Source organism: Aeromonas sp. sia0103, assembly GCF_963895295.1.
GTDB classification, from domain to species: domain Bacteria; phylum Pseudomonadota; class Gammaproteobacteria; order Enterobacterales; family Aeromonadaceae; genus Aeromonas; species Aeromonas encheleia.
On the sequence record NZ_CAWQKG010000022.1, the window covers coordinates 612,526 to 638,995 of the forward strand.

Annotated in this window: 26 protein-coding genes; 15 read left to right on the plus strand and 11 right to left on the minus strand. The window is 62.5% G+C overall.

Annotated features, from left to right (window positions below):
- Positions 1-87: 87 nt before the first annotated feature.
- On the minus strand, positions 88-1,050 hold the full coding sequence (locus AACW18_RS11140; RefSeq protein WP_218388673.1) for an ion channel: 963 nt from the start codon (positions 1,048-1,050) through the stop codon (positions 88-90).
- Positions 1,051-1,108: 58 nt separating this feature from the next.
- A complete protein-coding gene (locus tag AACW18_RS11145; protein WP_218388674.1) occupies positions 1,109-2,749 on the minus strand; it encodes a tetratricopeptide repeat-containing response regulator in 1,641 nt (546 codons plus the stop codon).
- A 206-nt stretch (positions 2,750-2,955) separates the two neighbouring features.
- Here AACW18_RS11145 and AACW18_RS11150 point away from each other — a divergent pair, with 206 nt between their 5' ends.
- From AACW18_RS11150 to AACW18_RS11160, 3 genes are all read left to right on the plus strand, one after another.
- Positions 2,956-3,165, plus strand: coding sequence for a hypothetical protein (locus AACW18_RS11150; protein WP_218388697.1), 210 nt, complete (start codon positions 2,956-2,958; stop codon positions 3,163-3,165).
- Positions 3,166-3,251: 86 nt separating this feature from the next.
- On the plus strand, positions 3,252-4,502 hold the full coding sequence (locus AACW18_RS11155; protein WP_256351838.1) for an MDR family MFS transporter: 1,251 nt from the start codon (positions 3,252-3,254) through the stop codon (positions 4,500-4,502).
- 64 nt (positions 4,503-4,566) lie between these two features.
- Positions 4,567-4,722: a hypothetical protein gene (locus tag AACW18_RS11160; RefSeq protein ID WP_256351839.1), complete on the plus strand. Its 156-nt coding sequence runs from the start codon at positions 4,567-4,569 to the stop codon at positions 4,720-4,722.
- A 45-nt stretch (positions 4,723-4,767) separates the two neighbouring features.
- Here AACW18_RS11160 and AACW18_RS11165 read toward each other — a convergent pair whose 3' ends face one another.
- The gene (locus AACW18_RS11165; RefSeq protein WP_218388676.1) at positions 4,768-5,811 is read right to left on the minus strand and encodes an FAD:protein FMN transferase; all 1,044 of its coding nucleotides are present in this window, start codon (positions 5,809-5,811) and stop codon (positions 4,768-4,770) included.
- A gap of 309 nt (positions 5,812-6,120) precedes the next feature.
- On the opposite strand from AACW18_RS11165, the gene azu reads away from it, so the two are divergent.
- Complete coding sequence (gene azu / locus AACW18_RS11170) at positions 6,121-6,576, plus strand: azurin (RefSeq protein WP_218388677.1); 456 nt, start codon at positions 6,121-6,123, stop codon at positions 6,574-6,576.
- A 185-nt stretch (positions 6,577-6,761) separates the two neighbouring features.
- Positions 6,762-6,965 carry a hypothetical protein gene (locus AACW18_RS11175; protein ID WP_218388678.1) on the plus strand — a complete coding sequence of 68 codons (204 nt, stop codon included), beginning with the start codon at positions 6,762-6,764 and terminating at the stop codon, positions 6,963-6,965.
- 10 nt (positions 6,966-6,975) lie between these two features.
- Here AACW18_RS11175 and AACW18_RS11180 read toward each other — a convergent pair whose 3' ends face one another.
- Positions 6,976-7,536 carry a HutD family protein gene (locus tag AACW18_RS11180; RefSeq protein WP_042653827.1) on the minus strand — a complete coding sequence of 187 codons (561 nt, stop codon included), beginning with the start codon at positions 7,534-7,536 and terminating at the stop codon, positions 6,976-6,978.
- 282 nt (positions 7,537-7,818) lie between these two features.
- Between AACW18_RS11180 and AACW18_RS11185 the strand changes: the two genes are divergently transcribed.
- A complete protein-coding gene (locus AACW18_RS11185) occupies positions 7,819-8,787 on the plus strand; it encodes a nucleoside hydrolase (protein WP_042653826.1) in 969 nt (322 codons plus the stop codon).
- A 99-nt stretch (positions 8,788-8,886) separates the two neighbouring features.
- Positions 8,887-9,219: a DUF3634 family protein gene (locus tag AACW18_RS11190; protein ID WP_218388679.1), complete on the plus strand. Its 333-nt coding sequence runs from the start codon at positions 8,887-8,889 to the stop codon at positions 9,217-9,219.
- A gap of 111 nt (positions 9,220-9,330) precedes the next feature.
- On the opposite strand, the gene AACW18_RS11195 is transcribed toward AACW18_RS11190, so the two are convergent.
- Positions 9,331-10,248 carry a LysR family transcriptional regulator gene (locus tag AACW18_RS11195; RefSeq protein ID WP_218388680.1) on the minus strand — a complete coding sequence of 306 codons (918 nt, stop codon included), beginning with the start codon at positions 10,246-10,248 and terminating at the stop codon, positions 9,331-9,333.
- Between the two features lie 121 nt (positions 10,249-10,369).
- Between AACW18_RS11195 and AACW18_RS11200 the strand changes: the two genes are divergently transcribed.
- From AACW18_RS11200 to AACW18_RS11235, 8 genes are all read left to right on the plus strand, one after another.
- Positions 10,370-10,813 carry a carboxymuconolactone decarboxylase family protein gene (locus AACW18_RS11200; protein WP_042653823.1) on the plus strand — a complete coding sequence of 148 codons (444 nt, stop codon included), beginning with the start codon at positions 10,370-10,372 and terminating at the stop codon, positions 10,811-10,813.
- Positions 10,814-11,372: 559 nt separating this feature from the next.
- A complete protein-coding gene (cyoA, locus tag AACW18_RS11205; protein WP_218290753.1) occupies positions 11,373-12,392 on the plus strand; it encodes a cytochrome o ubiquinol oxidase subunit II in 1,020 nt (339 codons plus the stop codon).
- 3 nt (positions 12,393-12,395) lie between these two features.
- A complete protein-coding gene (cyoB, locus tag AACW18_RS11210) occupies positions 12,396-14,372 on the plus strand; it encodes a cytochrome o ubiquinol oxidase subunit I (protein ID WP_218290754.1) in 1,977 nt (658 codons plus the stop codon).
- Positions 14,373-14,376: 4 nt separating this feature from the next.
- Positions 14,377-14,991, plus strand: coding sequence for a cytochrome o ubiquinol oxidase subunit III (locus tag AACW18_RS11215; protein WP_042653820.1), 615 nt, complete (start codon positions 14,377-14,379; stop codon positions 14,989-14,991).
- Positions 14,992-15,324 (plus strand): cytochrome o ubiquinol oxidase subunit IV, encoded by a 333-nt coding sequence (locus AACW18_RS11220; protein ID WP_042653819.1) that lies wholly within the window; start codon positions 14,992-14,994, stop codon positions 15,322-15,324.
- Between the two features lie 10 nt (positions 15,325-15,334).
- On the plus strand, positions 15,335-16,228 hold the full coding sequence (gene cyoE / locus AACW18_RS11225; protein WP_218328378.1) for a heme o synthase: 894 nt from the start codon (positions 15,335-15,337) through the stop codon (positions 16,226-16,228).
- Positions 16,229-16,431: 203 nt separating this feature from the next.
- A complete protein-coding gene (locus AACW18_RS11230; protein ID WP_218328377.1) occupies positions 16,432-17,793 on the plus strand; it encodes an MFS transporter in 1,362 nt (453 codons plus the stop codon).
- Between the two features lie 75 nt (positions 17,794-17,868).
- A complete protein-coding gene (locus tag AACW18_RS11235; RefSeq protein WP_042653816.1) occupies positions 17,869-18,237 on the plus strand; it encodes a DUF1428 domain-containing protein in 369 nt (122 codons plus the stop codon).
- Positions 18,238-18,420: 183 nt separating this feature from the next.
- On the opposite strand, the gene tauD is transcribed toward AACW18_RS11235, so the two are convergent.
- The 6 genes from tauD to AACW18_RS11270 form a co-directional block, all read right to left on the minus strand.
- Complete coding sequence (gene tauD / locus AACW18_RS11240; RefSeq protein ID WP_218388681.1) at positions 18,421-19,269, minus strand: taurine dioxygenase; 849 nt, start codon at positions 19,267-19,269, stop codon at positions 18,421-18,423.
- 106 nt (positions 19,270-19,375) lie between these two features.
- Positions 19,376-20,200, minus strand: coding sequence for a taurine ABC transporter permease TauC (gene tauC, locus AACW18_RS11250; protein ID WP_218388682.1), 825 nt, complete (start codon positions 20,198-20,200; stop codon positions 19,376-19,378).
- Positions 20,197-20,964 (minus strand): taurine ABC transporter ATP-binding subunit, encoded by a 768-nt coding sequence (tauB, locus tag AACW18_RS11255; protein ID WP_218388683.1) that lies wholly within the window; start codon positions 20,962-20,964, stop codon positions 20,197-20,199. The genes tauC and tauB overlap by 4 nt, the downstream gene beginning before the upstream one ends.
- Before the next feature lie 16 nt (positions 20,965-20,980).
- On the minus strand, positions 20,981-21,955 hold the full coding sequence (tauA, locus tag AACW18_RS11260) for a taurine ABC transporter substrate-binding protein (protein WP_218388684.1): 975 nt from the start codon (positions 21,953-21,955) through the stop codon (positions 20,981-20,983).
- Between the two features lie 289 nt (positions 21,956-22,244).
- Positions 22,245-23,348: a YdcF family protein gene (locus tag AACW18_RS11265; RefSeq protein WP_218388685.1), complete on the minus strand. Its 1,104-nt coding sequence runs from the start codon at positions 23,346-23,348 to the stop codon at positions 22,245-22,247.
- A gap of 202 nt (positions 23,349-23,550) precedes the next feature.
- The coding region (locus AACW18_RS11270) for a VCBS domain-containing protein (RefSeq protein ID WP_218388686.1) at positions 23,551-26,470 on the minus strand (2,920 nt) is incomplete at its 5' end.

Genomic DNA, 26,470 nt, shown 5'->3' on the forward strand with positions numbered 1-26,470 from the left:
TATGTATACATGAGAGCTCCTGGTTACACATAAGCGAGCAGCACATGAGCCTTGATCACGGCCTCGCAGCAAGATCGTGGACAGGTTTTAGCGGGTCATTTTCTTGACGAACACCACCACAAACAGCGCCAGCGTGAAGCTGCCGGTGAAGGCCTCGAAGGCGGCAAAGATCCGCGACAGGCCGATGGGGGTGAAGTCGCCGTAGCCCAGGGTGGTGAAGGTCACCACGCTGTAGTAGAGGCACTCCAGCAGGAAGATGGCGTTCTGCTCGAGGGACGCCTCGGGGCGATAGATGAGGTGGTTGCCGTTGAAGCTCAGGCCGAAGAAGAAGTAGAAGATGCTGCAGATGAGGATCAGCAGCAGGGAGAACAGCACCACCCGCATCGGCGCCTCGCCGTAGCCACAGAACAGATCCACTATCCAGGAGGCGAATCGCTGGTAGGAGCAGAGCGGCAGCTGCAGCCGGCGCATGGTCAGCTCCTGCTGGATGTAGCGGCCGGACATGGTGAAGATGCCCTGGGCCTCCGAGGCCTTGCGCAGATCCCGGTAGGTCTCCTCCGCCTCCTTGAACCAGATGCGGGCCTGCGCCGGATCCCGCTCCTTGCGCCCCTTGCGGTCCTGCATCAGCCGCCTGCCGGTATCCAGATTGTCGAGCCGGGTGTTCTTCCAGCGCAGGCCGAGCAGGTTGATGTCGTGCAGCTGGGCGCAGTGCAGGTTGGCGTCGCTGAGATCCGCCTTCATCAGGCTGCCGCCGCGAAAGCGGATGCCGTAGAGGTGGGCGCCACGCAGGTTGGCGCGATAGAGGTTGCACTGCTCCAGCAGGAAGCCCTGGGGATCCTGCTTGTTCACCAGGTTGAGGCCGGCCAGCTCGGCGCGGGCCAGCTGCAGGCCGTGGCAGAGCCCGCCCTGGCGAACGTAGTTCTCCAGCGCCTGGGCGGTGTCGGGGGATTGATGATCGGCCTGGGGATCGTGCCAGCGGCACAAGTCGTGCTCCCCCGCCTCTTCGCTGCAGTGGCGGCCATCCGCCACCAGATATCGGCACATCGCCATGCTGTCGCCTCTCCTTGCTGAGTCTGTATCAGCATAGGTGAGGCGCCGGCCCGGCTGGCTAGTTGAACTGGTTAAATTCCTGGCGCAGCTTGCGGAAGCGATCCTGCTGGGCGGGATTCAAGGGGATGCCTTCCAACACCTCCAGGGTCTCCTTGCACTCGGCGCCGAACTCCGGACTCTTGCGGTTCTTCTGCATCAGCTGCAACAGCACCTGGATCTTGTTGAGGGCGGCGCCGGTATTGGCCGGGGCCCGGCGCAGCGCCTCGCGAAAGTGGCCGAGGGCCTGCTCCAGCTCCCCGCCCTGATAGGCCTTGATGCCAAGGTCGTTGAGCTGCTGATAGCGCTGGCGCCGCTCCTGCACCGTCTTGTCGTCGCGGGTCACCTGGATACAGGTGGTGAGCAGCCGATCCTCATCCTCCGCCAGCAGCGCCTGCAGGCTCTCGGCGTACTCGAACTCGCCGAGCTGGTAGAGCGCCAGTATGGTCTCGCCGAGCAGGGCGGGGGGCATGGTTTCCGGCCGATCCAGCCAGTTCTGGTTGGCGCGATAGAGCATCTTCTTGCCCTTGAGCAGCTCACCGAGGGCGATCTGCACCCGGGCCTGGCAGATCTGCTCGAACACCGGGTAGTTGAACTCCGCCATCATCAGCGAATCGCGAATGCGTGACAGCGCCGAGTTCACCTGCTTCTGCAGGTTGGCGATGTGGTAGCTGTCGTTGCTGTTGAGGGCATAGAGGGTGAGGGTCTGGATGTAGGCCCCCAGGTAGTGCGGGGTGCGGTGGATGGAGTTGCGCGACAGATCGATGAGGGAGAGCAGCACATCCTTGGCCTGGCCGTAGTCGTGGCGCAACAGGCACACCTCCGCCAGACGGCGGGAGAGTTGCACCGACTGGGGCGAGATGTCCACCGCCCGCCGCAGCTCCTGCTGGGCGATCTCCCCCTTGCCGAGCGCCAGCTGGGATTCCGCCAGCCAGAGGTGGGCCTCCACCATCAACGGGGTGTTCTTGAGGGTCGCCTGCAGGTGGCTCACCGCCTCCTCGTGCAGTCCGAGCGTGTGGCAGGCCTTGCCCAGGGTCAGCCTGGCCCAGCTGTTCTCCTGCCCGGCCAGCAGCTGGCGCATCAGGCTGCGGGCCTCCCTGGCCTGACCGAGCTTGAGCTGGGTGTCGGCCTGCAGGCAGCGGCAGAAGTTGGCAAAGCGTGGCACGGCGTCGGCCTGGGTGGCGCAGGCCTCGATGAGCGCCGATGGATCGTCCTTGGTGAGGGCGATAAAGACGCTCTCCAGCGCCTGACGGCGGGCGAGGGCGCGTTTGAGACGAAACGAGAACTGCTCCTGGGAGAAGGGCTTCATCAGGTATTCGTCGGGCTCGGCCTCGAGGGCGCTCAGCACCATGGCGCGAGAGCCGTCGCTGCTGACCATGATCACCACGCTCTGGGGCGGGATCAGCTGCTGATCCCGCAGGCTCTCCAGCAACTGGCGGCCGTTCTCACCGGCCCCCAGCTCGTAGTCGAGCAGATAGATGTCGAAGCTCTCCTTCTGGCAGCGGCGCCGCGCCTCGTCGGCCGAGTTGACATAGGTGATGCGGTTGATGCCGATGTTGATCAGCATCGCCTTCATCATCATCTGGAAGGATCGCTGTTCGTTGACCAGCAGGATGCGCCTGGGTTTGGGCTGGGCTTTCTTCTCTGGCTCGGGAGTCTGCATCTGCTTGGGTCGGGGCGCTGCGGGCGGGTGACTGAAGTGTGCCACCAAAGTCCGCAGCCAGGCAATTGAACACGGGGTGGCGCCGCGGTTTTTACGCGAAGCCCCGCCGTTCATGATTTCTTCTGGACCAGATAGGGGGCGAACTGGGGGCTGAACCTGGCCTCGAAGCCCTGCTCGGTCTTGACGATGAGATAGACCGCCAGCCGGTGCGTCCTGGCGAGGCCATCGCCTCCTTGCAGGGGCGCGCCGACAAGGCCACCAGCATCGCCGAGCTGGGGATCCAGATCGCCAGCGTCTGCGGCCAGCAGGATGCGGTATCCGATGAGCTGAGCCGCAACATCCAGCGCATCAAGGTTTCCATTTGGTGTGACGCCGGCCGGATCAGCAGTCGTCCCTCGGGGCGGCATTTTTTATGAGCGGGGATTGTGTAAATGGGAGTCTTTCGATACCTTCGAGTGCTTTCCCCTGCGGCTATGCTGCCATTGCGTGACAAGGAGTTCCCATGCGCCTGCCCCCCTTTCCCCCTCTGGTCTGGATCGTGATCCTGGGCACCTTCATGGTGCGCACCAGCTTCTTCATGGTCTGGCCCTTCCTCTCCATCCTGCTCTACCGGGAGTACGCTCTGTCGGCCTCCGGCATCGGGATGCTGCTGGGCGGCGCGGCTGTGCTCTCCTGCCTCATCGGCTTCTACGTCGGCTGGCTCTCCGACCAGCTCGGCCGGCGTACCATACTGCTGCTGGGCTGCGCCCTGTCGTGCGTTGCTTACCTGCTGCTCGGTTTTGGCCACTCCCTCTGGCTCATCGCCCTCGGGGTGTTTGGTTCCGGCCTCTCCTACGCCTTCATCGATACCCCGGGCAAGGCGCTGATGGGGGATCTGCTGCCCGAGAAGGGGCTGCGGGAGCTGGCCCAGCACCTGCGCTACTTCCTGCTCAACGTAGGGGCGGGGGTGGGGCCCCTCATCGGCGTGATGGTGGGGCTCGGCGCGCGGCAGGAGACCTTCGTGGTGACGGCCGTCAGCTATGGTCTGCTCGGCATCGCCTTCCAGTTCGGCTTTCGCCGTGAGTGCGCCGGCCGGCCGGATGCGGGCCTCACCCTGGGGGCCATGCTCAAGGTGGTGGGGCAGGATCGGGCCTTCATGCTGTTTATCCTCGCCAATCTGCTGATGATGCTGGTCTACGCCCAGGTGGAGTCGCCGCTGATCCAGTACCTGACCCGCGCCGGTGCCCCCGAGGTGGAGACCCTGGTGGCCCTGCTGGTGGCCACCAATGCGTTGACCATCATCACCCTGCAGTTCCCCCTGCTGCACCTGACCCGGCGCTGGCGGGTGAGCCTGCGGCTGCAGTTTTCCATCCTGCTGATGGCGGCCGCCCAGGTGCTGTTCGCCCTGTCGAGTCCGGCCCTGCTGTGGCCCTGGCTGGTGGCGGTGTTCTTGTTGAGCGTGGGGGAGGCGGTGCTGTTTCCGCTTTTTAACGTGCTCATCGACGAGATGGCGCCGGCCCACCTCAAGGGGAGCTACTTCGGGGCAAGCGCCCTGGCTGGGCTCGGTTGGGCGCTCTCACCTCTGGTGGGGGGCTGGCTGCTGCAGGTGTGGGGCGGCCCGGCCCTGTTCACCGTGATGACCGCGATTTGCGTGCTGGTGTTTGTCCTCTACGGGGCAGGCAGCCGGGCGGCGCGTCCGTCTGCCGTCCGGCCGGCTGAGGGGATTAGAAGGGGAGCACCTTGTCGGCGGTCAGGGTCCCGTCGGTCCACTTGACCTCGACGGCCACTGGCTTGATGTCGCCGAAGGCGCGCTCCACCACCGGGCCGGGCAGCCCGGAGTGGCGAAGGGGGACCTCCACGTGGATGTGCACGGCAAGCTGGTGACCCTGAAGGCGGAGGTCCGCCAGCACGACAGCCAGAGCAAGGATGAACGCACCCTGCGGCGACCCAAACAGACAGTGACCCCGGCGCCCCACCGTATTCCCATCGAGTAGCGTCGTCTTTAAAACAGCGAGGCCCCGCGCAGTGGGGCCTCGTTTTTATGGCTGTTTGGGGACCAGATAGGGGGCGAACTGGGGGCTGAACCTGGCCTCGAAGCCCTGCTCGGTCTTGACGATGAGATAGACCGCCAGCCGGTGCTCCCTGGCGAAGGCCAGTGCAGGCTCGGGCCCCATCACCATCAGCGCGGTGTCGAGGGCGTCGGCCTCGAGCGCGGTGTGGGTGATCACGCTGGCGGAGACCAGTCTGTGGGTCACCGGGGCGCCGCTGGCGGGATCTATGATGTGGGAGTAACGCTGGCCATCCAGCTCGTAGTAGTTGCGATAGCTGCCGGCGGTGCTGAGCGCCATGCCGTTCGGGATCACCACGTCCTCGATGGCGCCGGGCCGATCCGAGGGTTCGACGATGGCCACCCGCCAGGGATTGCCCTTGGCGTTGTGGCCCTCGCTGCGCACGGCCCCCGCCACTTCGATGAGGTAGTTGCTCACCCCCTTGCCCTCCAGCAGGGCGGCGAGCTCGTCCGCGGCCGCCCCTTCCCCCAGGGTGGAGAGATCCAGATAGAGATCGGGGATGGCTTTGCCGAGCAGGAATTTGCCATCCTGGGTCGTCAGGCTCAACTTGTCGATGCCGACTCGGTCGCGGGCCTTGGCGATCTGCTCCGCCGTCGGCCGCTTGACCGGGCGCTTGTCCGGCCCGAAGCCCCAGAGGTTGACCAGCGGCCCCACGGTCACATCCAGCTTGCCGCTGGTGAGCTGGCCCGCGTCTATCCCTTGCTGCACTATCTTGGCCATGCCGGCCGGTATGACCATGGGCTCCCCGGCCGGCCCCTGATTGAAGCGGGAGATGATCGAGCCCGGATCATAGGTGGAGATCTCCTGATTCATGCGCACCAGCAGGGTATCGACCTCGCGCTGTAGCGCCGCTTCTCCCCCCGGAAAGGCGTCGTTCACCGTCACCACGTAGAAGGTGCCCATGGTCTTACCCTGAATGCGAAGCTGGGTCGGGGCGGGCTGGCAGGCGGTCAGCATCAGCATCAGGCTCAGCAGCAGGCCGCGTGCGGCCAGGGTGGGGGAAGGGAACGGCATCTTGCATCCTCGCGGGAATCGTCGACGGGGGAGCAGCTTAGCCAACGGGGCCCGGCTTGACGAGCCTTCAGCCGGGCGCGGGGCGGAAAATAATTAAGCGACTCAGGCTGTTAACCCGACAGATCTGTTCCAAAGTTGAATGGTTTCGAGGGTAAACAGGTGACTTGGGCCGCAGCTTTGAGCAAAAGCCATAGTCGATTGACAACAGTTGAGTACAATTAAGATCGATTCTGACAGCATCTTTGCCCATCGCCAACGCGAGTTTCAGGCAAGCGTGTTGCCATCCACTGCCAATCAAAGGAGAAAATGATGAAAAAGGCGATTACCCTGCTGTTTCTGAGTATTTTTACTGCACTGGGCATGGCGGCACCGGCCCTGGCCGATGAGTGCGCACTGGTCATCGAAGGCAATGATGCCATGCAGTACAACCTCAAGGAGATGAGCGTGCCAGCCAGCTGCAAAGAGGTGACTGTGACCCTCAATCACACGGGCAAGATGCCGGTGACGGCCATGGGTCATAACTGGGTGCTGGCCAACACCGCCGACTATCAAGCCATCGCCACCGCGGGCATGAGCGCCGGCGTCGATCACGACTACCTGCCGAAGGAAGATGCCAGGATCCTGGCTCACACCAAGCTGGTGGGGGGCGGCGAGAGCACCAGCGTCACCTTCAAGACCGACGGGCTGGCGGGCAAGGATCTCACCTTCTTCTGCTCCTTCCCGGGCCACTTCGCCATGATGAAGGGCTCCTTCAAGGTCGGCTAGACCACCTCCAGTGTTGAGAATAAGCCGGGCTTGCCCGGCTTTTTTTTATGGCTCGCTCGCGCGAACCAACTGAATTCATGGCTGAATTTCATGATCTGGCGGGCGGTATCTCCTCGCCGTGACGGGGTAGAATGGGCCGCAAGCCGGGTCAGGTGACCCGGCAACGAACCCGATGAGAAGGGGCCATGAGCGCCATGAAGTGGGTCATCAGCGGCTGCCTGATGCTGGTCTGTGCCATGGCACTGGCCGCAGAGCCCCCGGTCAAGAAGAGCCGCAACGGCATCTGCCACCCCCAGGGCGGCACCTATTACAGCCGCACCAAACACTACGAACCCTACGACAGCATGCGGGCCTGCCTCGACAGCGGGGGGCGCGCGCCTAAACGCTGACCCCGACGCGCTATGCGCGTCGTTGCAGGGTAAAGAAGGCGATGGCGGTCTTCTTCTGGCACTCCAGCCGGATGCTCTCCTCGCCGCTGATCACCAGGGTCTCGTTGATGGCCAGGGCCCGATCCTGCACGCTGAGCTGACCGCTCAGCAGATGGCAGAGATAGGTCTTGTCCGCCTCCAGGGTGAGGGTGAGCGGGAAGGGCAGATTCAGCACCCGCACGTTGGCGCTGATGCGCTCGGGATGATAGATGAGGCCGAGATCCGTCACCTCCTTCTTCAGCAGCTCGCAGTGGGTCTCCTCGTCACCGTCAAAGTGGGCCGCCTCATGGGTGGCATAGGGGTGGCCGTTGAGCACGAAGCCGGCGCCGCTGATGGGCAGCAGGATGCGCCTGTAGCCGGGAAACGTGGAGAAGGGGCCCGCCGCCTTGATGGGGGCGGAGCTGAGACGGTAATCGAAGTCGAGCTTGTCCAGAGTCGCCCCCTTGGGGGAGATGAGGATCTGGGCCGTGGTGCCCTGCTTGTTCTTCCAGGGCATCTTCAGCTGGTCAGACTCTTTAATCAGGGTGATCACTAGGGTGCCTCGGCAAGTGGTTGGGGTGGGTGGCAATGAGGCCAAGTGATACCATCCCGCACGTCGGCCCACAAGGCGATGGAGGCCGATCCCCGTCCGGTTGCCCATAATCTCGGCAGTTTGACCCTCTCGGCATGGGCCGCCCTCTGCCGGTCAGTCTGGCTTGCTCAAGATGTCGTCGGTCGATGGGGTTGAAGCAGAGCAAAGCGCTAGGCTGTGATCCCTGCGCTGTTAAACGGGTGGCAGACCGCTACACTGGCAGTTCTGTTGTATGGAGGCCCCATGACCCACAAGATCATTCTGGATACCGATCCCGGTATCGACGACGCCATGGCAATACTGTTTGCCGAGGCACACCCCGCCATCGATCTGCTCGCCATCACCACAGTGTTTGGCAATGCCACCATCGAGAACGGTACCCGCAACGCGCTCTGGCTCAAGCAGAAATACGGCATGAAGGCGGATGTGGCCCAGGGAGCGGCCGCGCCGCTGCGACGCGAGCCGGTCGGGCCGACCACAGTGGTGCACGGCCCGAGCGGGCTGGGGGATGTGGAGGCGGGGGAGGTGACCATCAGCGCGGATCCCCGTCCGGCCTGGCAATACATAGTCGAGGCGGTGAAGGCCGCTCCCGGCGAGATCACCCTGGTCACCATAGGGCCGCTCACCAACCTGGCGCTGGCGCTGCAGGAGGCGCCCGAGATCACCGGGCTGGTGAAGCAGGTGGTGGTGATGGGCGGCGCCTTTGGCGTCAACGGCCATCGCGGCAACGTGACCCCCTATGCCGAGGCGAATATTCACGACGATCCCGAGGCTGCGGATGTGGTGTTCACCGCCCCCTGGCCCGTGGTGATCATCGGGCTGGATGTGACCCAGCAGAGCTTCTTCAGCAGCCGTTACCTCGATGCGCTGCGGGATGAGGCGGGCGAGCCGGGTCGCTTCCTGTGGGCGGTGAGCCGCTTCTACCTGCGCTTCTATTCCGAGCGCATCGGCCTGGATGGTTGCCATGTGCACGATCCCTCCGCCATCGCCTATGTGATCGATCCGACCCTGTTTACCCTGCGGGAAGGGCCGGTGCGGGTCATCGACGGTGGCCCCGCCATCGGCCACACCCTGCAGAAGTTCGATGACAAGGCGCATCCCCACGATGAGTGGGCGGGCTATCCGGCTCAGCGGGTCGGGGTGGCGGTACGGGATCAGGCGCTGCTGGCGCTCTATCGCGAGACGCTGGTGGCCTGGGGCAAGGATTGCTGAGGCTCGCCCGCAGGATGGACAAAGCGTGATGCTCGCCAGGTAATCACCGGCCGGCGCGGCCTATACTGACCAGAAGTTAGGCATGGGAAGGGGAAACGGATGGCCTGGTTGTCTTTGTTGGTGGCGATAGCCCTGATCTGGTGGCTGATGAAGCTGGGGCGTGGCGCCCTGTTCGAGATCCGGCTGCAACCTGGCAAGGTGCAGTTGAAGCGAGGCTCGGTGTCGCCGCGCTTCTTGGCCCAGGCCAAGCAGATCCTGCAGCAGGATCCGGTGCGGGGCCGGATCCTGGGTCAGCGCGACGACAACGGCGTCAGGCTGGTCTTCTCCCGCTCCATCCCCGAGCCGGTGGCCCAGCGGCTGCGCAACATCTTCCCCTATGGTGACTACCGTACCCCTCCCGCCGTCCCGGACGGGCGCAAGCCGCATAAATAGAGCCGACATGCATACCCCGTGAGCCGCAGCCGGGCCAGGTGCCCGGCTGTTTATTTTCTTATTTTCGCATCCTCTCTTTCCCATCGCCCTGGCCACCTTGGCAGCAGGCGGTCAAGCCTTCCCGTCTGACCCCTGTAGCGGCGCCATCACCTCGATCAGAAAGTCGATGAAGGCGCGGGTCTGTGGCTTCAAGAAGCGGCCACCGCGAAACACCGCAAAGATCTCGTCGTGGCGATCCTCGTAAGGGGAGGCCTGCCAGTCGGGCAGCAGCTGGCGCAGGCTGCCATCGTCGATCCCCTGCTGCACCATCCAGCTCGACAGCAGCAAGAGCCCGCATCCCGCCTGGGCCGCGCAGAGCAGGGGCGTGCCGCCGACGGAGGCGAGATTGCCCTGCACCGCGATCTTGCGCCGCTCAGGCCCGCGCTGGAAATACCAATGCCGGCGCTGACGGCCCTGGCCGCGGATGAGGCAGTTGTGACTGGCCAGCTCATCGGGATGGGCGGGCTCGCCATGCTGCGCCAGGTAGGTGGGGGAGGCGACCAGCAGGGTCCGGTTCGCCAGCAGATGGCGGGCATGCAGGCTGCTGTCGGTCGGGCGCCCGATGCGAATGGCCACGTCCACGTTGTCGGCATCGAGATCCACCAGCCGGTTGTCGAACTCGATCTCGACCCTGACCCCGGGGTAGCGGGCTAGAAACGCGGGCAGTTGCGGCGCCAGCCAGGCCGCCCCGAAGCTCTCGAACACCGAGACCCGCAATGGGCCACGGGGCGCCACGTGCAGGGGCTGGAGGGATTGCACCAGCTGCTCGGCCTCCTCCAGCAGGGGCACCGAGCGGGCGAGAAAATACTCCCCCTGCTCGGTCAGCACCAGCTGGCGGGTGCTGCGCTTGAACAGGGGCACCCCCAGCTGTTGCTCCAGGCTGTCGATGGTGCGGGTCACCGAGGAGGGGGCCAGATTGAGGACGCGGGCGGCGCGGGAGAAGCTGCCTGACTCCACCACCTGGGCCAGGATACGAATGCGATCCAGCACGGACACTCCTTTGCGTTTAATGCAAAACTGTTGCAGGTTGTGACGGTATTCTATTCATCGGTGAGAAGGTGAACAATGCCGTCATCGCCCGAGACGGGCATAGCGCCACAGGAGCCGCACCATGTCAGACCGTATCCAGCTCGCCCAGCAGATCCCCGCCGCCATCCAGGCCATGATGGGGCTGGAGTCCTATCTCGGTGGCACCGAGATCCCCTCCCGGCTCAAGGAGCTCATCAAGCTGCGGGCCTCCATGATCAACGGCTGCGCCTACTGCATCCAGATGCACGCCGAGGTGGCGATGAAGCAGCAGGAGAGCCCGCAACGTCTGCTGGCGCTGTCCGCCTGGCGCGAATCCCCGCTGTTCGATGAGCGTGAGCGGGCCGTGCTGGCGCTGACCGACGAGGTGACCCTGATCGCCGGGCAGGGGCTGAGCGAGGAGGTCTATCGGCAGGGGCTGGCGCTGCTCGGCGAGACCCTGCTGGCCCAGTGTCTGATGCAGATAGTCACCATCAACGCCTGGAACCGGATTGCCGTCGCCACCCGGATGGAACATCCGCTTAGCTGAGTCTGGAGAGGGGCATGGCCGCCCTGTCATCCAGGGAGATGAACCTGGTGTGAACAGGAGCAGGGAAGCTCGATAGGAAGGTCTCCATTGGAGGCCTTTTTTATGAGGCATGGATGGGAGGCGGACTCTAATGGCCGTTTTTTGCCGCCGTTCCCGCCTTGGCAGGAAGTTAATCACACAGTTGTTTGATTAATTATTTATTATTTTATCTCATCACTTACCCTGATCAGATCAAGGTTTTATCGATTAAAAAGCGCGCAGTCAGAATATCCGCCAGCAGAAAATGATGGATATTGACCATGACAACATTAAGGGTAAGTGAGAGTATTGCCCAGTTGTTGCTCGATGAGGGATCGAAATGAAAGCAATGCAGGCTGAATCAGAAATTTGTGATCGTATAAAAATCGTCACTGTCAAGCGTTTAACAAATAACGCATCTTCGCACCAAACAAAAAACAACTTCCGGATTAATTTTTCATGTTGTTCACATGCCGGTCTGATGCAATAAAATGCTGCATTTTTATTATACCAATAAGCCTTGAAACGATGAGGACATTGCATGAGACCTTTTGAAGTAAAGAGGGGCTTGGGCGCTTTGCTGTTGATTGCAACCGCTGGCTTGCTGAGTGGCTGCGACATGGCTCTGATGAGCCCCAAAGGGCAGGTTGGTCTGGAACAGAAGTCACTAATATTAACCGCACTCGGTCTGATGTTAATTGTAGTGATTCCTGTGATTATTATGACGGTGGCCTTTGCTCGTAAATACAGAGCATCCAATACCACCGCCAAATACACCCCGGATTGGTCTCACTCCAACAAGATTGAAGCGGTTGTCTGGACCGTACCCGTCATTATTGTCGCCATCCTGGCGGTGATTACCTGGAAAACTTCCCACTCGCTGGATCCTTATAAACCGCTGGAATCGGACGTCAAACCGATCCAGGTCGATGTTATTTCCCTCGACTGGAAATGGTTGTTTGTCTATCCGGAACTGGGTATCGCCTCGGTCAATGAGCTGGCCTTCCCGGTCAATACCCCGGTCAACTTCCGGGTGACCTCCGACACCGTGATGAACTCCTTCTTCATTCCGCAACTGGGCGGTCAGATCTACGCCATGGCCGGGATGCAGACCAAGTTGCATCTGATTGCCAACGAGGCGGGTCAGTACAAGGGGATCTCCGGCAGCTACAGCGGCGCCGGCTTCTCCGGCATGAAGTTCAAGGCCATCGCCACGACCGATCAGGCCGGTTTCGATGCCTGGGTCGCCAAGGTGAAGCAGTCTCCCAAGATGCTGAACACCATGGGCGAGTTCGATGTGCTGGCCAAGAAGAGCGAAAACCATCCGGTAGAGTACTTCGCCAGCGCCGATCCCAAGCTGTTCGTCAATGTGATCAACAAGTTCATGGGTGACATGAAACCGGGTGAGCACAAAGGCATGCAGCACGAAACCGCCGCCAAGCATGACGACGGGATGGACATGGCCGACATGGATCATGGCGACATGACCTCCGCTGAGCATGCCGGGCACATGGCCATGCCGATGGATGACAAGAGTGTGAAAGCAGGATCCGAGGAATAATCGATGTTTGGAAAGTTAACACTCGACGCTATCCCGTACCATGAACCCATCATCATGGTCACGATAGCCGGTATCATATTGGGCGGGTTGGCCATTGCCGGGCTGATCACCTATTTCGGCAAGTGGGAATACCTGTGGAAAGAGTGGTTCACCTCGGTGGATCACAAGCGCCTCGGTATCATGTATCTCATCCTGGGGATGGTCATGCTGCTGCGTGGCTTCGCCGATGCGGTGATGATGCGGACCCAGCAGGTGATGGCGTCGGCCGGGGGCGAGGGCATACTGCCACCGCACCACTACGACCAGATCTTCACCGCCCACGGCGTCATCATGATCTTCTTCGTGGCCATGCCACTGGTGATCGGCCTGATGAACATCGTGGTGCCGCTGCAGATCGGTGCCCGTGACGTAGCCTTCCCCTTCCTCAACAACCTGAGCTTCTGGTTTACCGCCGCGGCCGTGGTGTTGATCAACGTCTCCCTGGCGGTCGGTGAATTCGCCCAAACCGGCTGGCTGGCCTATCCGCCCTTGTCGGGCGTGGACTTCAGTCCGGGCGTCGGGGTCGATTACTGGATCTGGAGTCTGCAGATCTCGGGTCTGGGTACCCTGCTGACCGGTGTCAACTTCTTTGCCACCATCATCCGGATGCGTGCCCCAGGCATGACCATGATGCGGTTGCCGGTGTTCACCTGGACCGCCCTGTGCGCCAACATCCTGATCATCGCCTCCTTCCCGATCCTGACCGTCACCATCGCCCTGCTCACCGCAGACCGTTACCTCGGCACCCATTTCTTTACCAATGACATGGGTGGCAACATGATGATGTACATCAACCTGATCTGGGCCTGGGGTCACCCCGAGGTGTATATCCTGGTGCTGCCGGTGTTCGGGATCTTCTCCGAAATCGTGGCGACCTTCTGCAAGAAGAAGCTGTTCGGTTACACCTCCCTGGTGTGGGCCACCGTGGCCATTACCGTGCTCTCCTTCGTGGTCTGGCTGCACCACTTCTTCACCATGGGATCGGGCGCCAACGTGAATGCCTTCTTCGGCATCACCACCATGATCATCTCCATCCCGACCGGGGTGAAGATCTTCAACTGGCTGTTCACCATGTATCGCGGTCGCATCGAGTTCAGCTCCCCCATGCTGTGGACCGTCGGCTTCATCATCACCTTCACCGTCGGTGGCATGACCGGGGTACTGCTGTCGGTGCCGGCCGCCAACTTCGTGTTGCACAACAGCCTGTTCCTGATTGCTCACTTCCACAACGTCATCATTGGCGGCGTGGTGTTCGGTTGCTTCGCCGGTATCACCTACTGGTTCCCGAAGGCATTCGGCTTCAAGCTGGATGACGTCTGGGGCAAGCGCGCGTTTTGGTTCTGGATCACCGGCTTCTTCGTGGCCTTCATGCCGCTCTATGTGCTGGGCTTCATGGGCATGACCCGTCGGGTCAGCCAGAACATCGATCCCGAGTTCCACGGCTGGCTGGTCGTGGCCGCCTGCGGTGCGGGCCTGATTGCCATCGGCGTCCTGTGCCAGGTGATCCAGGTCGTGGTCAGTATCCGTGACCGCGAGAAGAACCGTGACTGGACCGGCGATCCCTGGGGTGGCCGTACCCTGGAGTGGGCCACTTCCTCTCCGCCGCCGTTCTATAACTTCGCCATCGAGCCGAAGGTGAAGGGTCTCGACGCCTTCTGGGAAGCGAAAGAGGACGGCTCTGCCTTCCAGCAGCCGGCCAGGTACGCCCCCATCCACATGCCGAAGAACTCCGGTGCCGGTGTGGTCATCGCCGCCCTCAGCGTGGTGTTTGGCTTCGCCATGATCTGGCACATCTGGTGGATGGCCATCGCCGGCTTCGTCGGCATGATCGCCACCTGGATCATCCACAGCTTCAACGAGGATGTGGACTACTACGTACAGGTTGACGAGATCGAGCGCATCGAAGGTCAGCATTTCGACAACATCAACAAGGTAGCCTGACGCTATGGCAACTGACGTTCTACATCACACTCACGGCGCCCATGACGATCATGGGCACCATGATGCCGGTGCCACCAAGGTGTTCGGTTTCTGGATCTACCTGATGAGTGACTGCATCCTGTTTGCGACCCTGTTCGCAACCTATGCAGTCCTGGTCAACGGCACCGCCGGCGGCCCGAGCGGCAAGGACATTTTCGAGCTGCCGTTCGTGTTCGCCGAAACCATGCTGCTGCTGTTTAGCTCCATCACCTTCGGTTTTGGCATGCTGGCCATGAACAAGAACAAGGTGGCCGCCGTCAACGGCTGGCTGCTGGTGACCTTCTTGCTCGGCGCCGGCTTCATCGCCATGGAGATCTACGAGTTCCACCACCTGATCGCCGAGGGCTTCGGTCCGCAGCGCAGTGGCTTCCTGTCCGCCTTCTTCACCCTGGTCGGTACCCACGGTATCCACGTGACCAGCGGCCTTATCTGGATCATCGTGATGATGGTGCTGGTAGCCAAGAAGGGGCTGACCGAGCGCAACCGTACTCGCCTGATGTGCCTGAGCCTGTTCTGGCACTTCCTGGACGTGGTGTGGATCTGCGTCTTCACCGTGGTCTATCTGATGGGGGCAATGTAAATGAGTAGTCATGCAGTCGATAATCACGGCGCCAGCCACGGCAGCGCCAAGTCCTACCTGATCGGCTTCGTGCTGTCAGTGATCCTGACCGCGATCCCGTTCTGGATGGTGATGGACGGCAGCGCCTCCCATGCCATGGTGCTGGGTACCGTGGTTGCCATGGCGGTGGTCCAGATCTTCGTGCATCTGGCCTACTTCCTGCACATGAACACCTCGTCAGAGGAGCGCTGGAACCTGGTGGCACTGGTGTTTACCGTGCTCATCATCGCCATAGTGGTGGTGGGTTCCCTGTGGATCATGTACAACCTCAACGTCAACATGATGGTTCACTAAGCGGGTTGGTGTGATGATGAAGCAATACCTGCAAGTGACCAAACCGGGCATCATCTTCGGTAACCTCATCTCGGTTATCGGCGGATTCCTGCTGGCCTCCAAGGGGAGCCTGGACGTTCCCCTGTTCATCCTGACCATGGCGGGGGTGTCACTGGTGGTCGCCTCCGGTTGTGTGTTCAACAACTACATCGACCGGGACATCGACTGCATCATGGAGCGGACCAAGAACCGCGCCCTGGTGAAGGGGCTGATCGCCCCTGGCGTGTCGCTCTGGTATGCGAGCGCGCTCGGCGTTGCGGGCATTGCACTGCTCTACTTCGCGGCCAATCCGTTGGCCGCCTTGCTGGCAGTGCTCGGCTTCCTGGTCTATGTGGGCGTCTACAGCCTCTACATGAAGCGCCATTCGGTCTATGGCACCCTGGTCGGCAGCCTCTCCGGCGCCGCGCCACCCGTCATCGGCTACTGTGCGGTGAGCAACGAGTTCGACTCGGGCGCCCTGATCCTGCTGGCGATCTTCAGCCTGTGGCAGATGCCGCACTCCTATGCGATTGCCATCTTCCGCTTCAAGGATTACCAGGCCGCCAACATTCCGGTGTTGCCGGTGGTGAAGGGGATCTCGGTGGCCAAACACCATATCACCCTCTACATCCTGGCGTTTATGGTGCCGACCCTGATGCTGTTCCTCGGCGGTTATGCCGGTTACAAGTATCTGATCGTGGCCACGGCGGTGAGTGTCTGGTGGCTGGGGATGGCGCTGTCGGGTTACAAGCAGGCGGTCGATGACTCCCTGTGGGCCCGCAAGTTGTTCATGTTCTCCATCGTCACCATTACTTGCCTGAGCGTGATGATGTCGGTGGACTTCCAGCCGGACGCAGCGCCGGTATTGGTGAGCATGCTGCCCTGAGGCTTCGGTAAGCCGAGCCCCAGTGTTGTGATATGACACAGGAAAATCAGTAGAATCCAGAGCCGGGAACTTTCCCGGCTCTGTTATTATGTGGGCCGACCCACATCGGGTCCGGTCCGTTTTCCCTCATATTCTCGGGCTTCGTGTAGATTGCATAATCCGCAACCTGTGATCACCCACTTCTCTTATTCATCGAGGCCATCATGAATGATTTCACGATGACAAGGGGCGAGCGCCGGGCCACCTGGGCGCTCGGCTCCGTCTTCTCCCTGCGCATGCTCGGCATGTTTATGGTTCTGCCGGTACTGACCACTTATGGCATGTCCCTGGCCGGTGCCTCCGAGGCCCTGATCGGGCTGGCCATCGGCATCTACGGCATGACCCAGGCGCTGTTCCAGATCCCGTTCGGGCTGCTCTCCGATCGCATCGGCCGCAAGCCGCTCATCGTCGGCGGCCTGCTGATGTTCGCCCTGGGGGCCGTCATCGCCGCCCTCAGCGACTCCATCTGGGGGGTCATCGTCGGCCGCGCCCTGCAGGGCAGCGGGGCCATCTCTGCCGCCGTCATGGCGCTGCTCTCGGATCTCACCCGCGAGCAGAACCGCACCAAGGCGATGGCCTTCATCGGGGTGAGCTTCGGCATCACCTTCGCCATCGCCATGGTGACCGGCCCCATCATCACCCATGCGCTGGGGCTGTCCGGCCTGTTCTGGCTGATCGCCCTCTTGGCGCTGGGGGGCATCGGCATCACCCTGTGGTGGGTGCCGACCCCGACCAGCCACCTGCGCAACCGCGAGTCGGCGCTGGTGAAGGGGGGGATCCGCACAGTGCTCACCAACCCGCGGCTGCTCAAGCTCAACCTCGGCATCCTCTGCGTCCACACCCTGCTGATGTCGAGCTTCGTGGCGCTGCCGCCGCTGCTGGAGCAGGCGGGTCTGCCCCGTGACAGCCAGTGGCAGGCCTATCTGGTCACCATGCTGATCGCCTTTGTCAGCGTGGTGCCCTTCATCATCTATGCCGAGAAACGCCGCCAGATGAGACGGGTCTTCCAGCTCTGCGTGCTGGTGATGCTCGTCGCCGAGGTGGTGTTGTGGCAGGCCGGCCTGCAGCTCTGGGGCCTGCTCGCCGGGCTGCAGATCTTCTTCATCGGCTTCAACGTGATGGAGGCATTGTTGCCGTCCCTCATCAGCAAGGAGTCGCCACCGGGTTACAAGGGCACCGCCATGGGGGTTTACTCCACCAGCCAGTTCATCGGGGTCGCCATCGGTGGCAGCCTGGGCGGCCTGTTCTACAGCCTCGGCGGTGCGCCCCTGGTGTTCGGCAGCTGCGCCGTGCTGGCCCTGCTCTGGCTGGGGATAAGCCTCACCATGCAGGAGCCGCCCTATGTCAGCAGCCTGCGCATAGTGCTGCCGGAGGGGGTCGCCGCGACCCCCGCGCTGGAGCAGAAGATCCGCGCCTGTGAGGGGGTGAGCGACGTGCTGCTGGTCGAAGCCGAACGCTCGCTCTATGTGAAGGTGGATACCAAACACCTCACGCGCAGCGATCTGGAGCGACTGGTGGCGATCTGACGGGCACTCACGCTGGGCAGCGCAGCGGGCAGCCCCCGTTGCTATGCTGAGATCCTCAATAAGGAGGAGAGTGTCATGTCATATATAGATGGATTCGTGCTTGCCGTGCCCACGGCCAGCAAGCAGGCCCTGATCGATCACGCCCGGCAAATTGATCCCATCTTCCTCGAATACGGCGCCACCCGGGTGCTGGAGGGCTGGGGGGACGATGTGCCTCACGGCAAGCTGACCGACTTTTACCGCGCCGTGGCGGCGAAGGAAGATGAGAGCGTGGTCTTCTCCTGGGTGGAGTGGCCGGACAAGGCCACCCGGGATGAGGCCATGGCGAAGATAATGAAAGACGCCAGGATGGATCCGAGCAATCCCGCCAATCTGGCGATGCCGTTCGATGGTGCCCGCATGATCTTCGGGGGTTTCAGCCCAGTGCTGGATCTGCGTGGCTGAGGTGTCTTGAAAGCAGAAGAGGCCCGCCACATTGGCGGGCCTCTTCGTTATGGCCGCCAGCAGGATTTGTCCCCAGCATGGCGGCCCTGTGCATCACCCGGTGGATCTCTTTCGGTCAAGGTCGTCAGCAGGATTTGTCCCCAACATGCTGGCCATGTGCATCACCCGGCGGCTCTCTTTCGCTCAAGGCCGCCAGTAGGGCTTGTCCCCGAGGATGGTGGCCCTGTGCATCACCCGACGCGCCGGCAGGTAGTCGGCGTTGGCATAGTGCTGGGTCACCCTGTTGTCCCAGATGGCGATGTCGTTCTCCTGCCAGCGCCAGCGCACCTGAAATTCGGGTCGACGGATATGGTCAAACAGGAAGCCCAGCAGCGCCTCGCTCTCCCGGGCCGGCAAATCCGGCAGCCGGCTGGTGAAGCCCTCGTTGACAAACAGCGCCTGTCGCCCGCTCACCGGGTGGGTGCGCAGCACCGGGTGGCGCAGGGGCGGGTTGTTGGCCACGGCGGCCTGCCAGCGCTGGCGTTCCTCTTCGCTGCCGTTGTAGCGGTGGGCCGGGAACGACTTGGTGAAGTCGTGCTCCGCCTCCAGCCCCGCCAGCAGTTTCTGCAAAGGTGGGGAGAGCGCCGCCAGCGCCGCGATCCCGCTGGCCCAGAGGGTGTCACCCCCGCTCGGCGGCAGCTGCTTGGCGGCCAGGATGGCCAGCGCCGGCGGCGTCTCGATGAAGGTCACGTCGGTGTGCCAGTTGTCGTTGTCCGGCGGGTTGTCGTCGTGGGTGTCGAGCACGATGATCTCCTCGGCCTCCTCCGCATGGGGATAGACGGGGTGGATGTGCAGATCCCCGAAGCGGTTGGCCAGCGCCCGCTGTTGCCTGGGGCTGATGGGCTGATCCCGCAGGAACAGCACCTGATACTTCAGCAGGGCGCGATGGAGCTGCTCGAAGTGCTCCTGCGTCAGGGGCTCGGCCAGGGTGAGGCCGGCGATCTCGGCGCCGATGTGGGGCCCGAGCGGGGTAATCGTCAGCTTGTCGTTCATATTTCTTCTCCATGCCAAGGCGTCAGTCGACGCTGCAGGGCTCGCAAGCCCAGTTCCAATACGAAGGCGATGTGAAGGATCACCATGAGGGCGGTCAGCTTGTCGTTCATTGTCCTTCTCCATGCCAGGGCGTCAGCCTGCGCTGCAGTGCGCGTAAACCCAGTTCCAATACGAAGGCGACCAGGGCGATCACCAGAATGCCTGCCAGTACCACGTCGGTGGCCAGAAACTCGCCGGCAGACTGCACCATGAAGCCCACCCTCCGGGTGGCGGCGATCAGCTCCGCCGCCACCAGGGTCGACCAGCCCACGCCGAGGCCGATGCGCAGCCCGGTCAGGATCTCGGGCAGGGCGCCGGGCAGGATCACATGCCACAGCACCTGCACCCTGGAGGCGCCGAGCGAGCGGGCCGCCCGCAGCCGCACCTGTTGCGCGCTCTGCACCCCGGCCAGGGTCGCCATGGCCACAGGGGCGAAGATGGCCAGATAGATGAGCAGCACCTTGGATGTTTCGCCGATGCCAAACCAGATCACCATGAGCGGCAGGTAGGCCAGCGGCGGCACCGGCCGATAGAGCTCGATCAGCGGATCCAGCATGCCGCGCACCGTGGGGCTCAGCCCCATGGCGAGGCCGGCCGAGATGCCGAACACCGCCGCCGCCAGCAGGGCGATGAGGATGCGCTGCAGGCTGGCGCCCAGGTGTTGCCACAGGGTGGCGTCCATGAAGCCCTGCGGGCCGGCGAGGGTGACGAGCTGGGCCAGCACCCGACCGGGGGGCGGCAGGAACAGCGGATCGACCCAGCCGAGCCGGGCCACCAGCCACCACAGGGCCAGCAGGGCGAGCAGGGTGGCGAGGCTCAGGCTCAGCCGCCGTGGCAGCGGCCAGCGCAGGGCACGACCGGCGGCGGTGGATCTGGCGAGGGCGATGCTCATGCGAAGACCTCCCGCTCGTTGAAGACCCGGCTTAGCACGTATTCGCGCCGCTCGATGAAGGCCGGATCGGACTTGATGCTGCGGCAGGGTTCGCCGGCGGCGAAGCGGCGGCCGAAGTCCAGGCTAAGCCGCTCCACCACCCGGCCCGGGGAGGGGGAGAGCAGCACCAGCTCGCTGGCCAGGAACACCGCCTCCTCGATGTCGTGGGTGATCAGCAACACCTGACGACGCCCCTCATGCCACAGCCTCAGCAGCAGGGTCTGCATCTGCTCGCGGGTGAAGGCGTCGAGCGCGCCGAACGGCTCGTCCAGCAGCAACAGCTGTGGCCGGGTGGCCAGGGCGCGGGCAATGCCGACGCGCTGGCGCTGACCGCCGGACAGCTGCCAGATGGGGCGCTCGGCCGCCCCCTCCAGGCCGACCTTGCGCAGCAGGGTCAGTGCCTGCTCACTTCGCTCGGCGCGGGGCACCCCGGCCAGCTGCAGGCCGAGGGCGACGTTGTCTTGCACGTTGCGCCAGGGCAGCAGCCCCTCGCTCTGAAACACCACGCCGCGTTCGGCGCCTGGGCCCCTCACCGGTTTGCCCTGCAGGCTTATCTGGCCGTTCTGGCAGGGCTCGAACCCGGCGATGAGGTTGAGCAGGGTGGTCTTGCCGCACCCGGACGGGCCTAACACCACCATCAGTTCGCCCTCGGCCAGGCTCAGGTTGATGTTGTCGAGCACCTTCTTGCCGGCGTATTCGGCAGAGACATAGGCGAGCTGCAGCATGGTCTTCTCCTCAGGGTCATTGGGCCAGGGGCTTGACGAAGCGATCGGTCACGAACTGGCTGTAGTCGGGGGCGGCGCTCGGCACCTTGCCCTGGGCCTCGAGGAAGCGGGCGGTGTCTATGATGGTCTGGTTCACCAGGCTGCCGAGCTGGGCGCTCTGCTCACGGGCGCCGAGGTAGGTGTTGCCGCGCACCAGATCGGGCACCTCGGCCACGGAGACGCCGCTCAAACTCGCCAGCTTGTCCAGATTGGCCGGTTGGGCCAGCCAGCCGGCCGGGTTGTCGAGGTAGGCCTGCTGCGCCGCCAGGTTGCTCTTGACGAAGGCCTGCACCACCTCGGGATGGGCCTTGGCAAAGTCCTTGCGCACCACCCACACATCCAGGGTCGGGGCGCCCCAGCTGCCGACCTGGGCCGAATCGGTCAGCACGGATCCTTCTTTGGTCAGCTTGTTGAGGGCCGGGGCCCAGACATAGGCGCCGTCGATGTCGCCGCGCTGCCAGGCGGCGATGATGGCCGGCGGTTGCAGGTTCACTATCTCCAGCTTGGTGGGATCGACGCCCCAGTGCTTGAGCGCCGCCAGCAGGCTGTAGTGGGTGGTGGAGCTGTAGGGCACGGCGATGCGCTTGCCGACCAGATCCTGAGGCGTCGAGAGCCCCTTCTTCACCACCAGTGCCTCGGAGTCACCGAGCTTGGAGGCGAGCAGGAACACCTCGATGGGCACGTTCTGGCTGGCCGCCACCGCCAGCGGGCTGGAACCTATGTTGCCGATCTGCACGTCGCCGGAGGCGAGCGCCCTGACCACGCTGGCGCCGCTGTCAAACTTGCGCCAGTCCACCTTGGCGCCGCTCTCCCTGGCGAAGCTGTTGTCGGCCTGGGCCACCTTGGCGGGTTCGGCTGAGGTCTGGTAGGCCACCGTGACCTCGACCGCCTGGGCGGATTGCACGACCAGCGCCAGCGCCGCCAGCCAGAGGGAAGTTCCTTTTCCTGTCATGATGTCGTTCCTGATTACGGGGATGGAGACGCCATCTTTCCCGTAATGACCCGCTGACTGAAGGAACGAGAAACCTGCATTAAGACGCTATGGTTCTTAGATAAATAACTGAAATGAAACAATGAGATATGGATATCTCAAATGCGGGGATGCTTATTCGCTGGCTGGCAATCGAGCCGGATCCTGCGGGGGCTGCAACCCAGATAGGCGGGGCTGATGAGGGGACGAGAACAGGGGAAAAACAAGATACCCGCCAAGCGGCGGGTATCTGTCGATGGGCCTAGGGGGCCTAGCGTTCGATCAGCGGGGCCGAGCGGTAGCTCCACAGGCCGTAGGTGCGCAGGGCATCCCGGTAGATGCCGAGCAGCTCGCCGTCGCTCACCTTGGCCAGGGCCGACAGCGGCTGGTCCGGGTAGCTGACGCTGTCTATCTGGATCCCGGCCGGACCGCTCTGCCAGCAGGCGATCTCCAGCAGGGTCTGGCCCCGGCGCACATGGCTGGCGGAGCTCACCAGAGTCGCGTACTGGATCTGGTGGCGGGCGAGGGCATAGCCGCTGTAGAGGGCGTTCTCCACCGTGCTGGTGGCGTAGTTCTCCTCGATGATGCGCGAGCGGTCTATACCCTTCTTCACCAGCCAGTCCGCCATCAGCTTGCCCTCGGTCTGGCGGTTCTGGGGCACGCCACCGGTCAGTATGATGAGCGCGGCCGGGTTGGCCTGGGCCAGGGAGCGGGTGGTCTCCAGCCGGCCGAGCAGAATGTCGTGCATGCTGCCATCCGGATTGAGGGCATAGCCCAAAGTGACGATGGCCCTGTTGCCCGGCTTGGGTGAGCGCTCCCCCTGCTCCTTGAGCGGGGTGGCGTTGACCCGGTCAACGGTGTCGAACAGGCGCTGCAGATCGGCGGCCCGCCCGCCATTGAGCTCGCTCACCCGCTTGAGATAGGCATCAGATTTGGCCTGATCACCCTTGAAGCGCTTCCAGGTGGCGAGGTAGCTATTGAGGTCCAAGTCGTCCGGCGCAGTGGTGAGGGCCTGCTCGAACAGGTTGATGGCCCGCTCCACGTTGCCGTTGTAGATCTGGGCGTTGGCCGCCGAGATGAGCAGATCGGTGCGATAGGGCTCGAGCTGATAGGCCTGCAACAAGAGCTCGGTGACCCGCTCCATGTTGCTCGGCATCTTGGCGGTGAAACCGGCGGTCGAGACCCGGGCCGGTGACTTGAAGATCTGCCAGGCATCCGCCAGCAGCTGATCCACCACCTGGCGCTTGCTGATGTATTGATCGTAATTCTGCTCTTTTTGCAGGGAGCGCACCGGGGCAGCCCAGGCAACAGAGGGGAAAAACGCCGGCAGCGCCAACAGGCTGGCCAGGGTCAGGGAGAGTAGGGTCTGCTTCATGTAGGTCGGCTCGCAGTTGAGGTCGGTCAGGAGAACATGCCTCTTCGATCGTGGGAATGAGGGGAGAGTGGGATATTACTCCAGATCAGGATCTTAAACTGTGAGCGGTTAACTGTTTCGTGGGGTGTGAGTGGGGTTCAATAGGAGCATGTCTGCATACAAAAAGCCCCCAACGTTTGGGTTGGGGGCCTGGTTTGAGGGGTTACTGGATAAATTGCTGTTGTGACAACAGCTCATCAAATACCGGATTGGGCATGGTATGGCTGAGCAAGTCAGGGACATTGCCATCCGGCAGCGCCGACATGGCCGCACCTTCACCCGCAATACCCGGGGAGTCCTGCGTGGCCGGCGCCACCTGAGTGAGCAGGCTGTCCATCTCATCATGATCAAGCAGGTCGCCGATGGCTATCCCGTTTGCTGTCAGGCTCTCCAGATGGCTGGCAGGTGCCGCCGGCTGGCTGACGGGGAGCTCGATGAGCTCATCCTGCGCCTCTGGACCGAGCAGCGGGGCTGAGAGGGCAAAGGCGGCAGGCTTCTCAGCCGTCCCCAGAGTCAGCGGTGATGCGCTGACGCCCCCTTGCAGATCCGTGACGTCGATAACCAGAGCGGTATCTGCGGTATCGCCATCACCGTCGCGCAAGGTGAGCAGGAACTTGTCCTGCCCATTCCCATGCACATCCTTGGCCTGATAGTCGTACTGCCCGGTTTCAAAGTTCAGTACCAGCTTGCCGTTGGTGGTATCGAGCGTCAGCTTGGCGCCATCGACCACCTTGTTGTCGGTCGCGCTGTCATGGATGAAGATGCCGCCCTTGGTCTGGTCATAGAAGTAGGTGCGGTCATCGTGGGTCAGGCTCTGCACCCATTCGCCCTCGATCGACTGCAAGGTGACATCACCCTGCAGTTGACCCGGCACCGATTCCGTCAGGATGTTGACGACATCGGCATCCTTTTCTACCAGGATGGCGGTGCCATCCTGGCCGGCCAGTGGCGTCAGGTACTCGAGTGACGAGCTCTGGCCTATGGCCAGCATGTTCATGCTGTCGAAGGGGTTGCCGTGTTTGTCCATGATGTGATCCATGGACTCACCCAGGATGAGGAACTGTTCAGCCTTGGTAGGCGAAACGGTACCCTTGAGCAGCTCCTGATAGTGCTGCTCCCCGCCCACTTCATCCGGGCTGATGCCACTCATCAGCCGGTCACGTATCTCCTGGGACTTGTATGAACCGTTGGTCCAGTAGCCGAAGTCGGAGGGGGCGCCATCGGAGAGGAAATAGAACTGCTTGTTGGTACCCTCCATGGCAACCTGATCCTGCGGGTTGCTCAGAATGGCATCGAGCTGGTTCAGCGCCTGGTAATAGGGAGTCCAGCCTGATGGAACTATGGTGTCGAAGAAGGCCTGGATATCGGCAAGGGAGTGCAACCAGCCGGAGACCTGACCATCCGGATAGCCCGCATGAGTCGCAATCTTGAACTGCACCTCTCCCGCCTTGTCATATTGCTCGAACATCGCCTTGATGGCCTGCTGGGAAATAGACCAACGGGTTGTCCACTGGCCGTTGGCATCGTGCACGTAGTCTTTCATCGAGCCGGACATATCCAGCGCTATGATGACGGAGTTGGATTGTGGCTCCACATCGCCCACCGCATGACTGATGGTGCCGGGGGTGGGGGCGCTGTCGATGATGTCGACGATCAGTTTCCCCTGAGTAAGCTGGTTCCCGACCTGGATATTCATGTCGAACGGGAGGGAGAGCAGATCCTTGCCCGGCAGGCCATGGTCCAGCGGCCGGAAGAGATCCAACTGATAGGAGCCCTGCTGGGGATCCAGCTGCGCGACCAGCACGTTCACCTTCTGTCCCCCTTCCATGATGAAGCCTGTCAGCTGCAGGCCATCCTGACTGACCTCATAACTGAGGGGATTGCCGCCGCTGTGCACCTCGGCCCCGCTCTGCTGGGTCGCAAAGCGGTAGTCATGAGGGGTTGCCTCATGGGCGCCCGGCAGCAGGCCCTCACTGTGAGCGGTGGCGCCTCCCGCCAGATCGCCTTCCTGCATCTCGACATGTAGCGGGGCCGTGCCGGAGAGGGGATCGCCGATGATGGTGATGGTGACCTTGGCCTGATCGGTTGCGCCGTGGATATCCCGGATGCTGTATTCAAACTCGATCGACTTGACCTCTCCCGGTTGCAGGTCACGTTGCCCCGCCGGCAATGTCTGGAGATATTTGGCGGCATCGAAGTGCAACTTGCCATTCACCAGCGTGATGTAGTCCGGGTAGCCGCCCTCTACGATAGCGATCGCATCCTGATTGGGATCGGTGTCATTCTTCAGTACATCGAGATCGAGGCTGCCTGTCTCGTTGGTCTGGAAGGCCTGATCGAAGTGGGTCAGGTCTGCCGTCACCTTGGTGATGAAGTATTCGGAGCCTTGCGGATCGACGATGCCATCTTTGTAGCCAATGGCCGACATCTCAATGGTGTCGAAGTAGCGGCCGCCGGCCTCGATCTGGAGCGTCTGCTTCCCGCCAGAGGTGCCTTCAAAGACACCGGTTGCGATCAGCTCACCCTTATAGAAGGCCTTCCATACGCCGCGTTCACAGCCGGGCTCCCAGCCGCCATTGAGACGATCAGACCACAGATTCTTGATCTCGATGGATGCGTGATCGGCGACCTGCCCTTGCTGGAAGGTAAAGCGCATGGCTTCACTCTTGTTTTCGCTGTCCAGATAACCAAGCTGTCCCGCCTGCACCGCATCCGCATTGGGCTGCTCAATGTCTGACTTCACCCCGTAGCGATGATCACCGTCGCCGGTGTAATCCGACTGCTCGGCATTGGCGATCTTCAACCCGGTCGTCGCATCGATGACATAGTAATCGACCTTGATATCGCCACTGGTATCCCAGTTCTGGCCATCGAGCGTGACCGTCTGCTGGGTGCTGGCGCCATCGTCCCGGGCATCGGGCGCTTCGTTGGTGCCGGTGATGGTGACGGTAACGCCGTGCTCGGCGGAGCCATCGGCGCTCTTGACCACGAAGTGCTCGCTCGGCAGGGTCTCACCCTCCTTGAGGGCCTGCACCGCGGGGTCGTTGTTGTCGAGGTTGTAGGTCCAGTTGCCGTCGGCATCG